The sequence below is a fragment of the Pseudarthrobacter sp. PH31-O2 genome (genome assembly GCF_030063265.1).
Classification (GTDB): Bacteria; Actinomycetota; Actinomycetes; order Actinomycetales; family Micrococcaceae; genus Arthrobacter.
On record NZ_JASIST010000003.1, the window covers coordinates 206,457 to 220,593 of the forward strand.

At 68.0% G+C, this 14,137-nt stretch carries 14 protein-coding genes; 7 read left to right on the forward strand and 7 right to left on the reverse strand.

The window, feature by feature from the left end; genetic code table 11:
• Positions 1-6 precede the first annotated feature (6 nt).
• From QMG72_RS06920 to galK, 4 genes are read left to right on the forward strand one after another with little or no spacing between them, the layout of a single operon-like run.
• Positions 7-825: a DeoR/GlpR family DNA-binding transcription regulator gene (locus QMG72_RS06920; protein WP_283480109.1), complete on the forward strand. Its 819-nt coding sequence runs from the start codon at positions 7-9 to the stop codon at positions 823-825.
• Positions 826-869: 44 nt separating this feature from the next.
• Positions 870-3,119: an alpha-galactosidase gene (locus QMG72_RS06925; RefSeq protein ID WP_283480110.1), complete on the forward strand. Its 2,250-nt coding sequence runs from the start codon at positions 870-872 to the stop codon at positions 3,117-3,119.
• A 1-nt stretch (position 3,120) separates the two neighbouring features.
• Complete coding sequence (gene galT / locus QMG72_RS06930) at positions 3,121-4,302, forward strand: galactose-1-phosphate uridylyltransferase (protein ID WP_226774702.1); 1,182 nt, start codon at positions 3,121-3,123, stop codon at positions 4,300-4,302.
• Positions 4,299-5,486 carry a galactokinase gene (galK, locus tag QMG72_RS06935; protein ID WP_283480111.1) on the forward strand — a complete coding sequence of 396 codons (1,188 nt, stop codon included), beginning with the start codon at positions 4,299-4,301 and terminating at the stop codon, positions 5,484-5,486. The genes galT and galK overlap by 4 nt, the downstream gene beginning before the upstream one ends.
• 39 nt (positions 5,487-5,525) lie before the next feature.
• Here galK and QMG72_RS06940 read toward each other — a convergent pair whose 3' ends face one another.
• Positions 5,526-6,338, reverse strand: coding sequence for an SDR family NAD(P)-dependent oxidoreductase (locus QMG72_RS06940; RefSeq protein WP_226774704.1), 813 nt, complete (start codon positions 6,336-6,338; stop codon positions 5,526-5,528).
• Positions 6,339-6,635: 297 nt separating this feature from the next.
• Here QMG72_RS06940 and QMG72_RS06945 point away from each other — a divergent pair, with 297 nt between their 5' ends.
• Complete coding sequence (locus tag QMG72_RS06945; protein WP_282468051.1) at positions 6,636-7,313, forward strand: hypothetical protein; 678 nt, start codon at positions 6,636-6,638, stop codon at positions 7,311-7,313.
• 158 nt (positions 7,314-7,471) lie between these two features.
• Here QMG72_RS06945 and QMG72_RS06950 read toward each other — a convergent pair whose 3' ends face one another.
• Together QMG72_RS06950 and QMG72_RS06955 are read right to left on the reverse strand one after the other, a co-directional pair.
• On the reverse strand, positions 7,472-8,536 hold the full coding sequence (locus QMG72_RS06950) for an NAD-dependent epimerase/dehydratase family protein (protein WP_283480112.1): 1,065 nt from the start codon (positions 8,534-8,536) through the stop codon (positions 7,472-7,474).
• Positions 8,533-9,414 carry an MTAP family purine nucleoside phosphorylase gene (locus tag QMG72_RS06955; RefSeq protein WP_226774303.1) on the reverse strand — a complete coding sequence of 294 codons (882 nt, stop codon included), beginning with the start codon at positions 9,412-9,414 and terminating at the stop codon, positions 8,533-8,535. The genes QMG72_RS06950 and QMG72_RS06955 overlap by 4 nt, the downstream gene beginning before the upstream one ends.
• A 179-nt stretch (positions 9,415-9,593) precedes the next feature.
• On the opposite strand from QMG72_RS06955, the gene QMG72_RS06960 reads away from it, so the two are divergent.
• A complete protein-coding gene (locus QMG72_RS06960) occupies positions 9,594-10,736 on the forward strand; it encodes a molybdopterin-dependent oxidoreductase (RefSeq protein WP_226774304.1) in 1,143 nt (380 codons plus the stop codon).
• Positions 10,733-11,173: a hypothetical protein gene (locus QMG72_RS06965; protein WP_226774305.1), complete on the forward strand. Its 441-nt coding sequence runs from the start codon at positions 10,733-10,735 to the stop codon at positions 11,171-11,173. The genes QMG72_RS06960 and QMG72_RS06965 overlap by 4 nt, the downstream gene beginning before the upstream one ends.
• Here the strand turns inward: QMG72_RS06965 and QMG72_RS06970 are convergent.
• The 4 genes from QMG72_RS06970 to QMG72_RS06985 all read right to left on the reverse strand — a co-directional run bounded on the left by QMG72_RS06970 (position 11,128) and on the right by QMG72_RS06985 (position 14,086).
• Positions 11,128-11,835 carry a class I SAM-dependent methyltransferase gene (locus QMG72_RS06970; protein ID WP_226774306.1) on the reverse strand — a complete coding sequence of 236 codons (708 nt, stop codon included), beginning with the start codon at positions 11,833-11,835 and terminating at the stop codon, positions 11,128-11,130. The genes QMG72_RS06965 and QMG72_RS06970 overlap by 46 nt on opposite strands.
• On the reverse strand, positions 11,832-12,512 hold the full coding sequence (locus tag QMG72_RS06975) for a TIGR04282 family arsenosugar biosynthesis glycosyltransferase (RefSeq protein ID WP_226774307.1): 681 nt from the start codon (positions 12,510-12,512) through the stop codon (positions 11,832-11,834). Before QMG72_RS06975 ends, QMG72_RS06970 begins: the two co-directional genes overlap by 4 nt.
• 17 nt (positions 12,513-12,529) lie before the next feature.
• Complete coding sequence (locus QMG72_RS06980; protein WP_282361095.1) at positions 12,530-13,255, reverse strand: glycosyltransferase family 2 protein; 726 nt, start codon at positions 13,253-13,255, stop codon at positions 12,530-12,532.
• Between the two features lie 153 nt (positions 13,256-13,408).
• Positions 13,409-14,086 (reverse strand): hypothetical protein, encoded by a 678-nt coding sequence (locus QMG72_RS06985; protein ID WP_282468051.1) that lies wholly within the window; start codon positions 14,084-14,086, stop codon positions 13,409-13,411.
• Positions 14,087-14,137 lie beyond the last annotated feature (51 nt).

A 14,137-nucleotide genomic window follows, 5' to 3' on the forward strand; every position in this document is an offset into this window, starting at 1 on the left:
CTCCGCATGCTAGCCGCAGCCCGTCATTCCGCCATTCTCGCGGAGGTCCAGCGTGAGCGGATTGTCCGTGTCACGGACCTCGCCAGGATGCTCGGCGTCTCGCTGATGACCGTGCGGCGCGACATCGAGGCGCTCGACACGGCCGGCGTACTGGAAAAGATCCATGGCGGGGCCAAGCTGCCCGGCGGGGCCAGCACCCACGAGCCGGGCTTTGAGCTGAAAGTGACGCAGCTCAAGGACGAAAAAATGGCAATCGCCCAGGAGGCGGCCGCCCAGGTTCGCGAAGGCATGGCCGTGGGGCTCAGCGCCGGAACCACTACCTGGGCGCTGGCCCAGCTGTTGTCCCCCGGTCCCCGGATCACGGTGGTCACCAACTCGGTGCGGATCGCCGACGTTTTCCACCAGAATTCCTCTGCGTCCACTGTGATCCTGACCGGCGGCGAGCGGACCCCTTCGGATGCGCTCGTCGGGCCGCTGGCCACCTCCTCACTCAGGCAGCTGCACCTGGATGTGCTGTTCCTCGGCGTCCACGGGGTCGACGCCGATGCCGGGTTCACCACACCAAACGTCCTGGAGGCAGAGACGGACAGGGCTTTCGTCAGTGCGGCCCGCCGGGTGGTGGTGCTCGCCGACCACACGAAGTGGGGCACCCTGGGTATCAGCACGATTGCGAGCCTCGAGGATGCCGACGAACTCATCAGCGACGACCTCCTGGGCGGTGAAGCCCGGCGCATTCTTGGCGAACGCGTGGGGCGGCTCCGGCTTGCTCCTGCCGGCGGCGCCCGGCCCGTCCCCGCCGCACGCCTCCTTGCCACGCCGGGCTGACCGGTACGGCCCGCCCACCCCAACCCCCTATGCCTGGAGCTACCGTGAACAACCCGGACCTCACTCGTGCACCCGAGACCCCTTTCCCCCTCCCTGGGCCGCTCTACCTGCGCCGCTCAGGAACGTCACTGCTGATCGATTTCCGCACCGGTGAACCCGCCCTGCTGCACTTCGGCGCAGACCTTGGCCCGGCTCTTCCGGACCTGTCCCTGTTGGGCGACCCCGTGCCGCACTCGGCCCTCGACATCCCCGTCACGCTCGGGCTGATCCCGCAGGCATCCTCCGGCTGGCGGGGGCGTCCGGGCCTCCGCGGTCACCGCAACGGACTGGCGTTCTCGGCCCGCCTGCGCGTTAGCGCCGTGGAACGATCCAGCGGGACGGACTGCTCGGCCATCATCACCCAATCCGACCCAACCGCGGGTGTCACCGTCCGCACGGAGGTCAGGATCAACGACGGCGGCCTGCTCCAGCTCCGGCACCGGCTCGATAACAACGGGACCGATCCCTACAGCGTCGAGGAACTCGCGGCGGTGCTTCCGGTGGGCCGCGCCGCCACCGAGATCCTGGACCTGACCGGGCGGTGGTGCCGGGAGTCGCACCCCCAGCGGATGCCGCTGGGCCAGGGAACCTGGGTCCGCTCCGGGCGGCACGGCCGGACCGGCCATGACGCCTCGCTCCTGCTGGCCGCCGGCACCCCCGGATTCGGCAACCGCCACGGGCAGGTGTGGGCCGTCCATCTGGGCTGGAGCGGCAACCACGAGAGCTTCGTCGACGCCGCCCCCGACGGCCGCACGGTGATCGGGGCCTCGGAGCTCCTTGGCTCCGGCGAGATCACCCTCCCCGCAAACACCGGCTACGAGACGCCCTGGTTGTTCGCGGCGTACTCCGCGGAGGGGCTGGACGGTATCAGCGACGCGTTCTATGCCTGGTTCCGCCAGCGCCCGCACCACCCCGGCGCACAGTCCGGCAAGGCCCGCCCGGTGGTCCTCAACGTCTGGGAAGCGGTGTATTTCGACCACCGGATGCCGGTACTGCTTGAACTCGCCGAATCCGCCGCCCGGCTCGGGGTGGAACGCTACGTCCTGGACGACGGCTGGTTCCGGGGCCGGCGCCATGACGGTGCGGGTCTCGGCGACTGGTACGTTGACGAGGACCTGTGGCCCGAAGGCTTGTCCCCGCTGATTGACGCGGTCACCGGCCACGGGATGGAGTTCGGGCTCTGGGTCGAACCAGAGATGGTCAATGAAGACTCGGACCTGGCCCGGACCCACCCGGGCTGGATCGCCGGCCCGGCCCCGCGGCCGTCCAGCGACGGCGGACCGGCTGGCCGGCTGCCGGAGCGGTGGCGGCACCAGCAGGTCCTGGACCTGGTCAATCCGGCGGCCTGGCAGTACATTTTCGACCGGCTCGATGCCTTGCTGCGCGAAAACAACATCACCTACCTCAAGTGGGACCAGAACCGGGACCTCGGCGAAATGGGCCACGACGGCCAGCCGTCAGTGCACGCCCAGACAGGGGCCGTTTACCGGCTCCTCGACGAGCTCCGCAAGGCCCATCCCGGCGTCGAGATCGAAAGCTGCTCCTCCGGAGGTGCCCGTGTGGACCTTGGCATCCTGGAACGCACGGACCGGATCTGGGGCTCGGACTGCAACGATGCCCTGGAACGGCAAACCATCCAGCGCTGGACCGGGATAGTGGTCCCGCCGGAACTCGTCGGATCCCACATCGGACCGACCCGGAGCCACACCACCGCACGAACCCACGACCTTTCCTTCCGGGCCATCACGGCCATGTTCGGCCATTTCGGCCTCGAATGGGACGTCCGGCACCTCGATGATTCCGAGCGCACCGAACTTGCGGCAGCAATCGCCCTGTTCAAGGAATACCGCTCGCTGCTGCACACCGGACGTATGGTGCGGGCCGACGAGCCAGATCCGGCCCTCCGGCTGCATGGCGTCGTTTCGCACGACGGCGGCGAGGCCCTCTTCGCACTGGTGTCCGTGGCGACCTCGTTCGCTGAAGTCCCCGGCCGGATTGCCATCCCGGGGTTGCTGCCGGATGCCGTGTATCGGGTGGAAGCGGTCTACCCGGCGCCGGACGACATGCGGGCGTTCCTGCAGGCCGTGCCGCCGGCGTGGCTAGCCGGAGGCGTCTCGGCGACGGGCCGTTTCCTGGCCGGTTCCGGACTTCCGATGCCTGTCCTCAACCCGGAGCACGGGCTGCTCCTGACCGCCCGCCGGGTCACCGCTGCCGGGCCAACCCCAGCCGGCGGCCACGCCGTGAGGAGCTCCTGACATGGGCCAGATTGCAAAGCGCTCCTACAAGCTCTCGGACGGCCGGGACATCATCTACTTCGATGATGCCGATACCGTCCTGCCGCCTGAACGCGGGGACGATCTCCGCGAGCCGGCCGTCCGGCCGCCCACGGCCACGATGCGCCAGGACGCCCTGACCGGAGAATGGATTTCGATCGCGGCTGCCCGGCAGAACCGGGTGGTCCTGCCACCCTCGCATCTGGACCCGCTGGCACCCGCGTCGCCGGACAATCCTTCGGAAATTCCGAGCCGCTATGACGTCGCCGTCTTTGAAAACAAATCCCCGTCCTTCGGGCCCGGGCTGTCCGGCCCCGAAGCGCCCGACACCCTGGACGATCTGGCCCGGGTCGGGCTGGGGCGCAGCCGGCAATCAGTGGGCCGGTGCGAAGTGGTGTGCTTTTCCCCCGAACACACCGGTTCCCTCGCCGGGATGTCGTTGTCCCGGATGCGCACGGTTGTGGAGGCCTGGGCAGACCGGACGGCCGCGCTGTCGGCGCTGCCCGGCGTCGAGCAGGTCTTCCCTTTCGAGAATCGGGGCGAGGCGATCGGTGTGACGCTGCACCACCCGCACGGACAAATCTATGCCTACCCCTTTATCACTCCCCGCACTGCCCAATTGGTCCGCACCATCGAAAATTATGGCGGCTCGCTGTTCGAGGACATCCTTGACTTTGAGCAGAACTCCGAGCGGGTGCTGCTCCAGGGTGAGCATTGGACGGCGTTTGTGCCGTTTGCCGCGCGCTGGCCACTGGAAGTACACGTCCTCCCGCACCGGCACGTCCCGGATCTCGCCGCCACAACGGGCGAGGAACGCGATGAGTTCTCCCGGCTTTACCGCCGGCTCCTGCGCGGCATCGACGCCCTCTACGACACCCCCACTCCCTACATTTCGGCGTGGCATCAGGCCCCCGTCCACGTCCACCGGGACGACATCCGCCTGATGCTGCAGCTGACCTCCCCCCGCCGGGAAAAAGACAAGCTCAAGTTCTTGGCAGGTTCCGAGGCGGCGATGGGTGCGTTTATAGCGGACATCCCGCCGGAAACCGCCGCAGCACGGCTCCGCAAGGCCATCGAAAAAGCCGGCGGCGGGCCAGCCGGGGCGGCCACGGAACCGCCCGTCGCAGGTCAGCGCACGGCAGGACAGGAGCACCTCCGGCCATGAACGACGTCCTGCACCGTGGAAGCAAGTACTTCGAAAGCCAGTTCGGCGGCGCGCCGGACGGGCTGTGGTCGGCGCCGGGCCGGGTCAACCTGATCGGTGAGCACACGGACTATAACGACGGCTACGCGTTTCCGATCGCAATCGATAAGCGCACCACTGTGGCGGCCCGCGCGCGGGAAGACCGCCTGCTGCGGGTGGCCAGCAGCTCCTATCCCGGCGTGGTGGAGGTGAGCCTGGACCACCTCGACCCGGCTGCGCTCACCGGCTGGGCCGCCTACCCGCTGGGCGTTGCCTGGGCGATGAGCCAGCCGCCGGGAGGTGCCGGCGACGCCGGTGCCACCATTGCCCGCGCCGGGCTGACCGGCATGGATCTGGCACTGATCTCGGACGTCCCGGCCGGCGCCGGCCTCTCTTCTTCCGCTGCCGTCGAATGCGCCGTGGCCCTCGCCCTGAATGAGCTGTGGGGACTTGGGCTGGACAGGCAGGAACTGGCCAGGATCGGCCAACTGGCCGAGAACCGTGTGGTCGGCGCGCCCACCGGCATCATGGACCAGTCGGCTTCACTTCTGGGCGAGCCGGATCATGGCATCCTGCTTGACTGCCAGCACCTCACGACCGAGAGTATTGCCCTCGGCTTAACCGCCGCCGGGGTGGGGATCCTCGTGATCGACACCCGCACCAGCCACTCGCACGCGGACGGCGGCTATGCCAGCCGACGCCGGTCCTGCGAGGACGGCGCCCGCACCATGGGCGTCGCCAGCCTGCGGGCCCTTGGCCCCGGCGACCTTCCCCGCGCCGAGGCCCTGCTGGACGGGCAGACCTTCCGCCGGGTCCGCCACATCATCACGGAGAACCAGCGGGTATTGGACACCGTCGCCGCGCTGCGGACATCGGGCCCTGCCGCCATCGGATCATTCCTCAACGAATCACATGTCTCGATGCGCGACGACTTCGAAATCTCCACGCCGGAACTTGACCTCGCCGTCTCCAGCGCCCAGGAACTGGGCAGTATCGGCGCCCGCATGACCGGCGGGGGCTTTGGCGGCGCCGCGATCGCACTGGTGCGAAACAGCGACGCCGCCAGGGTCGCCGAGGGAATTGCCCGTCAGTTCTCCGACGCGGGCTTCGCCGCGCCGCACATCTTTCCGGTCAGCGCGTCGGCCGGTGCCCGGCGCGAACGGTAACACCCACGTCGGCACCTTTGGTGTCCGCGGGTTGGCCGCTTAGATGCTGCGATGGTCCCGGACTGAAGCTTCCAAGGCATCAAGTCCGGGCGCCAACGCCGCATCGACTGCCATCGGGTCCTCGACATTGAGCCGCTGCATGCTGCGGCGGCTTTCGGGCGCCGTGTTGATTTCGTGGTCACCGGCAAGAAGCCCGGCCATGAGGTCCGTGATGACTGCCTCGACTGTCCGGCGCTCCCAGCCCTGATCAGCACCGGCGTTCTGGGTGGACATCATCGCGGTGTCCGTCGCCCCCGGATACACCGTGGCCACGTGCACGCCGGTGCCGTGCAGTTCACGCCGCAACGATTCCCCGAAGCGTGCCAGCCCGGCCTTTGTGGCAGCGTAAACAGCGTAGAACGGCATACCCACCAGCGCGATGCCACTGGAAATATTGAGCACAATACTGTCCCTCGCTGTGCCGCTGGCCCGCAGTTGCGGCAGGAGGGCCCGGGTCAGCAGCAGCGGCGCGGTGAGATTCAGGTCGATCATCGAGCGCACATCCACCTCGCTGGAGAGCTCCAGGCGGCCCGCCCGGACGTTACCGGCGTTGTTGATCAGCAAGTCCACGGCATCCCACGCCACGACTGCCTCGACCACCCGGTCCACGGCGCCCGGCATGCTCAGGTCCTGCACAAGGATTTCGGCACTGCCGCCGGCGGCTTGAACCAGAGCAGCGGTTTCCTTCAGCGTTTCTTCCCTACGGCCCACGAGCAACAAGTGCGCACCGCGGGCGGCGAACTCGAGGGCCAGGGCCTGGCCGATGCCCTGACCTGCGCCGGTGATGATGCCTCGGCGGTTGCTGAGATCCATCTGGGGATCCTTCCGGTTTGAGGATGCCGGACCACGATGACGTCCGGCGGGGTGTTCAGTGAGCGTCAACCCACACCGTCCGCGGGCTATTCCGAAGTGGATGGGCCGCGACGGTCCACCAGCGGAGGTAACGGGTTGGTGACGGTTCCCGGGTGACCCATCCGGGGTGGGGGGTGTTCCCGAAGTACTCCTGACAGACCAAGCCGGACCCGCTGGATTCATTGTCAGGACCGCACCGCTTACGGTGTGGCCGCGGGAACGGATACATCCACTGAACTACTTTCAAGGAGCATTCCCATGCGCACATCGATCAAGACTTTCGCCGGTATCGCCGCGGCCGGTTCGCTGATGTTCTCCCTGGCTGCCTGCAGCCCGGCCAGTAACACCTCCGCCGCTCCGGCGTCCTCCTCGGCCTCGATGTCCGCCGAGGCGCCCAAGGCGCTGGCCTCCATCCCGGCCCTGACCGGGACCTCCACCGCCGTGAAGCTCGATGCCTCCTTCGCCAAGGCCCTTGAGACCCTGAAGCTGACCCCGGGCACCGTCGGGACCGCGGCACTGACCGATGGTTCGCTGATCTTCCCGATCACCGGCGGCAAGGTCGATTACTACGACCCGGCCAAGGACTACCGCCCGTTCGTCCAGGGCCTGATCAGCCACGCCGGTTCCGGGTTCTCCCTGACCGCCGGAGACACCAAGGTTGACCTGACCAACTTCACCATCGACCCGGGCACCTCCAAGCTCTACGGCGACGTCGCGGTCAACGGCACCACCGCCGCGAAGCAGGCCTACATCTTCAACCTCGACGGCTCCACCCTCAAGCCCCTCGCCAAGGCCGGCGACACCGCCGTCCTGGAAGGCACCCGGGTGCTGATCTCCGACACAGCCGCCGGTCTGCTGAACAAAACCTTCAAGACCGACGCCGTGAAAGCCGACATGCTCGTCGGCATCGCCAAAATCACCGTCAACACCAAGTAACACCCACCCCTAAATCCTGCCGGTCGAATTGGCGGGCAAGCGAAACAGTGAAGCCACGGCTCTTGGGGGCCGTGGCTTCGCTGTTGCCTGAGCAAGTTTGTGTGTGTTCCCGCGGGCCGGCCAGCGGGATCGACATCCCGGAGCCGTTCGCGCCCCTTTCAGGCGGCCGGGCCGCCGCGAAGGGGTGCGTTGGCAAATTCGAGCATGCCTTCGTCAAAGCCCACGGCCGGGGACCAGCCAAGCTCCGTCTTGAGCAGCTCAGAGGACGCCGTGACGTGGCGGACGTCGCCCAGCCGGTACTCGCCGGTGACCACAGGCACGGGGCCGGAGCTGAACCGGGACAGGGCGGTTGCAACGTCGCCGATCGTGTGGACCTCATCGGCTCCGACGTTGTAGACCCGGAATCCAGCGCCACCGCCGGCGCCCAGGGACTCGATGGCGGCGATATTCGCGGCGGCCACATCCCGGACGTGAATGAAGCTGCGCCGTTGCGCACCGTCTTCGAAGACCCGGGGCGCTTCACCCCGGGCCAAGGCCGAACGGAACAGTGACGCGACGCCGGCGTAGGGCGTATCCCGCGGCATCCGCGGTCCGTAGACATTGTGGTAGCGCAGCGCCACCGCTTCGCCGCCTGTGCTTCGCGCCCACGCAGCGGCAAGATGCTCCTGGCTCACTTTGGACGCGGCATAGACGTTGCGCGGGTCAAGGGGCGCGTCCTCCGTGACCATCGCCGGGTCCAGCAGGGCGCCGGTCGCCGGGTTGCGGGGATCGTAGACGCCGGCGCGCAGGTCCGCTTCGGCGCGGGGCCCGGGCCGCACCGGGGCACCGGTCACGGAGTCGGTGTAGGCACCCTCGCCGTAGACCACCATGGAGGAGGCCAGGACCAGCCGCTGGATACCGCGGCGTTCCATCGCGGCCAGCAGGATCGCCGTCGCGTAGTCGTTGTTGCGGATATAGTCGGGCGCGTCAGCGAAGCTGACCCCGAGGCCCACTTTCGCACTTTGGTGGCAGACCGTGTCGATGCCGTCCAGCGCACCGTGAACGGCGTCGGGGTCTGTGACGTCTCCGGTCAGCAACTCCACCCGGGGATCAAACGCCGGCGGTCCGTGATGGAGGCCCGGGTCCAGTGAATCCAGGACCCTCACGGACCAGCCGTTGGCGAGGGCGGCGTCGACGATATGGGAACCGATGAATCCGGCGCCGCCGGTGACAAGGAGCCTCATGAGGCGGACACCGCCCGGCGCACAACCGGTAACGCCAGCACACGGTCCACCGCCGTCGGATCCATCAGTGGACGGGGTGCGTAGTCATCATCGACGGCGGCAATCGTCGCCTCCAGCACAGCCAGGACAGTACCCTGGGCGTTCTTCAGCCGAGCAAACACGGCGTCGGCGGTGACCGGGTCCGAACCGTCGTGGCCGGTATCCGAGTCCGTAATGAATGCCAGATTCGCGAAGCCCATGTTCAGTTCGGCGGCGAGGACGGGTTCGGGGTACTGGGTCATGCTGATGATGTCAGCGCCCCCGCTGACGTACCAGGCGGATTCGGCTTTCGTGGAAAAGCGCGGCCCGTTGACAACCACCACGGTCCCCCGCAAAACATGGGAGACATCCTGGGCCAGCAACGCGGTAGCGAGGTGTGCACGCAGTGCCGGGCAGAAGGGCTCCGAGGCCGGCAGGTGCTGCACGCCGGCCGGCTCGACGCCGTCGGCAACTGTGCCGTCGTAATAGCTATCGGCGCGCCCCCAGGTCCGGTCGATCAGTTGGTCCGTGACCACAAACGTCTCCGGCCCGTAGCCTTCGTGCAGGCCGCCCACCGCCGAGGACGATATAACAGCCTTGACGCCAAGGCTTTTTAAAGCCCAGAGGTTGGCCCGGTAGTTGATCTTCTGGGGCGGGAGAGAGTGGCCGCCGCCGTGGCGGGGCAGGAATGCCACGGTCCGGCCGGCCACCTCGGCCAGCGTGATGGGGCCCGACGGCGGTCCGAACGGAGTCTCGACGTCGACGGTGTCCTTGACGACTGCGCCAGGGAGCCCGTACGTGCCGGATCCTCCGATGATTCCGATGCGCGCCTGCGCCGTGCCGGCAAATGATTGTTCCATAGGAACCATCCTGTCATCCGGGGGGGAGGTGCCGCGGCGGGCCCGCCGCGTTCAGCGGAGTTTCCCGGCACTGTCGATGCCGTCCCACGCAGCTTTCTTCGCGGGCCGCGGCTCAATGTTTTCTGGACTCGCAGGGGCCGGCGGCACCGTGGGCGCAGGAATGATGGTGTGATCTAGCTATGGAAAAGCTCACCAACGCCTTGGCCGCCAGATTTGCCTCGCCGACGCGCAGCACCCGGCTGACTGTGGTGTTGGGACGCTGGCTGGGGCTGAGCTTCACCATCTGTTTCCTGACGGGCCTGTTCAGCCACGGGCTCCAGGAACCACCGTCGTGGATGTTTTTCCTTACCCGCCCTGCCTGGATTTACCAGCTGACCCAGGGAGTGCACGTAACGGCCGGCATTGCCGCCATCCCGCTCCTTCTGGCGAAGTTATGGTCGGTGTATCCCGAACTGCTGACCTGGCCACCGGTTAAGTCCGTGGTGCACGGCCTGGAACGGGGTTCCATCGCCCTGTTCATCGCCTCTTCCCTGGTGCAGCTGACGACTGGCCTGATCAATACCTACAAGTGGTATCCCTGGCCATTCCCGTTCCGCGAAACCCACTTCTGGCTGGCCTGGGTCATCTGGGGGTCCCTGCTGCTCCACATCGCCGTCAAACTTCCGGCGATCATGGAGAACTGGCGCGCCCGTTCCGGCAGTGGTCCGGCGGACGAGACGGCGCCGGGCCGCTGGTCCCGGCGCGCGTTCCTGACCGGGGTCGCGGCCAGCACGGGGGCCCTGGTGGCCACAACCGCCGGTCAGTCCTTTTCCTGGCTGGACCCACTGAACCTCTTCGCACCCCGGAACATGGGCACGGGGCCCCAGTCCGTTCCAGTGAACCGCACGGCCGCCGACGCGAAAGTTGCGGACCTGGCGGGTTCCACGGACTGGAAGCTGAAAGTTACACATCGGGGAACCAGCCGTTCGTACACCCTGGCCCAGCTCAAAGCACTGCCGCAGTCCGAGCAAGAGCTTCCCATCGCCTGTGTTGAAGGCTGGAGCCAGACGGCCCGCTGGCGGGGCGTCCGGATCCGGGACCTGGTCAGTGGCGTCGGCGCCCCGTCATCCTCCACCCTGCGCGTCACCAGCCTGGAACCGGAAGGCGCCTACCGGACGATGCTGATGCCCGCAGCGTATGTGCAGGATGAGCAGACCCTGGTGGCCCTGGAACTTAACGGCCAGACGCTCGATCTGGACCACGGGTACCCGGCCCGCGTCATCGCCCCCGGACGCCCGGGTGTGCTGCAAACAAAGTGGCTGCAGACTGTGGAGGTCCTGTGAAAACCGCGAAGATTTACCGGATCGTCCTGGGCACGGCAGGGGTGGCGGTGATCGGCTACGGGCTCTTGGGGCTGCCGACCCAGCTCGGGCCGGCCCAGCTGCTTGGGCTGCTGCTCTGGCTTGCGGTGGCCGTCCTGCTCCACGACGGCGTCATCGTCCCGCTCGCCACCCTGGCCGGAGCGGGCCTGACCCGGATGGGCTCACGACTGCGTCCGGCGTCGACGGCAATCATTCGCGGCGCGCTCCTGACGGGCGCCGTGGTCACCCTGATCGCGGGTGTGCTGCTCAAGGCGCAGTCCGTGGCACGTAACACCAGCGCGCTGGAAGCCGACTATGCCGCCAACCTGCTCTGGTTCTGGGCGACCTTGGCAGTCGTCGCCGCAGCCCTGGTCTACGTCCTGGAGCGCGTCGGCTCCGGAGCCGGGGAGAGCCGGTAAAAGACGCGGCCCTGGAGCCGTTGGATGTGCGTGACGGTCCAGCCGCCGGTGTCGGCCCGGGCCGCCAGACCAGGACCGCCGGTCCGTGCCCAGCGGAACGGCTCGCTGCGGTTCCCATGTTCGTCTTCGAGGACGGCGGGGTAGGCGGTGTCGAGGTATTCGTCCGCTTCGACCTCCACCAGGAGGGTGCCGCACGCGGTGATCAGCTGGCGGCAGCGGCGCAGCAAAGCGGTGATGCTGCCCCCGATGCCGATGTTGCCGTCGAGCAAAATTATGGACTGCCAATCACCGGTGTGGGGGACCGACGCGAAAACGGACTGCTCCAGCGCCTGCTCGCCGCGGTTGACTGCGCGGCGGACGGCTTCGGCGCTGGTGTCCAGGCCCAGAGCCTGCAGCCCGAGTGACCGGGCGGCGGACAGCAGCCGGCCGGGCCCGCAGCCGACGTCCAGGACCGGGCCGCGTAGGCTCGCCAGCAGCGACCGCTCGAGCCCGTTCGCGTCCTCACACCAGCCGCTGACGTCAAATTCCACGGCCTCGGTGTGATAGTGCCGGCCCTCGGGGCGCAGCGTCAGCTTACCTGCACCGAGTTGCAGGGCCCGGGCGTACGGCTCTGCGTCGCCCTGGCCGAACACGGCAGCGGGGGCAGCCGCGGCGACGGTCACCGCAGCGCTCCTTCCAGGGGGCGTGACTTCGGCGCCGGGTCTGCGGCAGTCCTGGCGGCGTTGTCTACGGCGTGTGCGAAGTCGGTGTCGGGGATCTCCGCCGCGATCTGCAATGCGTCGCTGAAGTAGTCCATGTCCCGGAGTTCGGGGAGGGACCCGACGGTGAGCCCGGCGGCGGTCAGCCGGGCATGCTGCGCAGTTCCGGTGGTGTCGGTGGACATCGGCACGCCGCGGATCAGGGCGCCGTCGGGCCGGCGCAGGGCCAGGGCCCAGAAGCCGCCGTCGGCGGCCGGGCCGAGCCAAGCGTCGCGGCTCGCCTGCACGGTGGACCAGTCGCGCAGGAGCGCTCCAAGGTGGTCCGCCGCGACCTGTGGGGTGTCCATCCCGACGATGAGCAGCGGCCCGGTGGTGGCGTCGCAGATCGCGGCGAGCCGTTCGTCCAGCCCGCCGGTTACTTGCGGGACGACGGTGTAGCCTGCTGCGTCCGCGGGCGAAGGAGTACCGTCCATAACCAGGATCCGGTGCCGGACCGGGAGAAGCCGGACGGTCGCCAGGGTGCGGCTCAGGCTCGCCTGGGCCAGTGCCGCCGCATTTTCTGGGCTCAAGGGCGGGCTCAGCCGGGTTTTGACCCGGCCCGGCACGCACTCTTTGGCGATGACCGCCACGGTAAGATCCACGCTCTTTTCCATAACCATCATTCGTTGCCGGCCGCGCCGCGGACCGGTCCGGACGGCAACGCAGCGGAGGCCTCGGTGACGGCCTTGGCGGCCCGGAGCTGCGCGGACATGTCCTTTACCGCCGTCAGGGTGCCCCGGAGAGTCCCGGTGACCTTCGACTTGCCGGTGCGGGGGGCATAGGGAACGGGCAGCTCCACGATCCGCCAACGGCGCAGGCTTGCCTTGAGGAACATCTCCAAGGGATAGCCGCTGCGCCGGTCCGCCAAGCCGAGGGAAAGCAAACCCTCACGGCGGGCGACCCGCATTGGGCCCAGGTCCGTGATCCGTTCCCCGGTTAGGCGCCGGAGCCGCCACGCCAGTACGAGGTTGGCGATGCGGGCGTGCAGCGGCCAGGAACCGCGCTGGGGCCGGCGGCTACCCAGCACCAGATCCGCAGTACCGCCCAGGACAGGCCCGGCCAGCTCCGGCAGCCCGGCCGGATCCAGCGAGCCGTCGCAATCGCAGAACGCCACAAACTCCGACGTCGCGGCGAGGAGGCCGGCATGCGCGGCGGCGCCGAAACCCTTCCGTGCTTCATGGACCACTGTCGCACCCAGGCTGGCTGCGAGTTCGGCGGAGCCGTCGGTGGAGCCGTTGTCCACAACGATGGCACGGTATCCTTCGGGCAGCCGGGAGAGCACCCACGGCAGGGCACCGCGCTCGTTCAGACACGGGAGAACAACATCCACCAGGGCTGCGGTCATTTCAAACATCCTTATCAGGAGACGGATCAGGCAGCGCTGCTTCGCCCTGTAATCATTACGGTATACGCACAGTGCCACGGACCTCCAACAGGAGGTACCGTGGCACGCCCCGCCGGTGCAGACCCTGCACCGGGCGGCTTTTGCGGGTGGGTGTTACTTGGTGTTGACGGTGATTTTGGCGATGCCGACGAGCATGTCGGCTTTCACGGCGTCGGTCTTGAAGGTTTTGTTCAGCAGGCCGGCGGCGGTGTCGGAGATCAGCACCCGGGTGCCTTCCAGGACGGCGGTGTCGCCGGCCTTGGCGAGGGGCTTGAGGGTGGAGCCGTCGAGGTTGAAGATGTAGGCCTGCTTCGCGGCGGTGGTGCCGTTGACCGCGACGTCGCCGTAGAGCTTGGAGGTGCCCGGGTCGATGGTGAAGTTGGTCAGGTCAACCTTGGTGTCTCCGGCGGTCAGGGAGAACCCGGAACCGGCGTGGCTGATCAGGCCCTGGACGAACGGGCGGTAGTCCTTGGCCGGGTCGTAGTAATCGACCTTGCCGCCGGTGATCGGGAAGATCAGCGAACCATCGGTCAGTGCCGCGGTCCCGACGGTGCCCGGGGTCAGCTTCAGGGTCTCAAGGGCCTTGGCGAAGGAGGCATCGAGCTTCACGGCGGTGGAGGTCCCGGTCAGGGCCGGGATGGAGGCCAGCGCCTTGGGCGCCTCGGCGGACATCGAGGCCGAGGAGGACGCCGGAGCGGCGGAGGTGTTACTGGCCGGGCTGCAGGCAGCCAGGGAGAACATCAGCGAACCGGCCGCGGCGATACCGGCGAAAGTCTTGATCGATGTGCGCATGGGAATGCTCCTTGAAAGTAGTTCAGTGGATGTATCCGTTCCCGCGGCCAC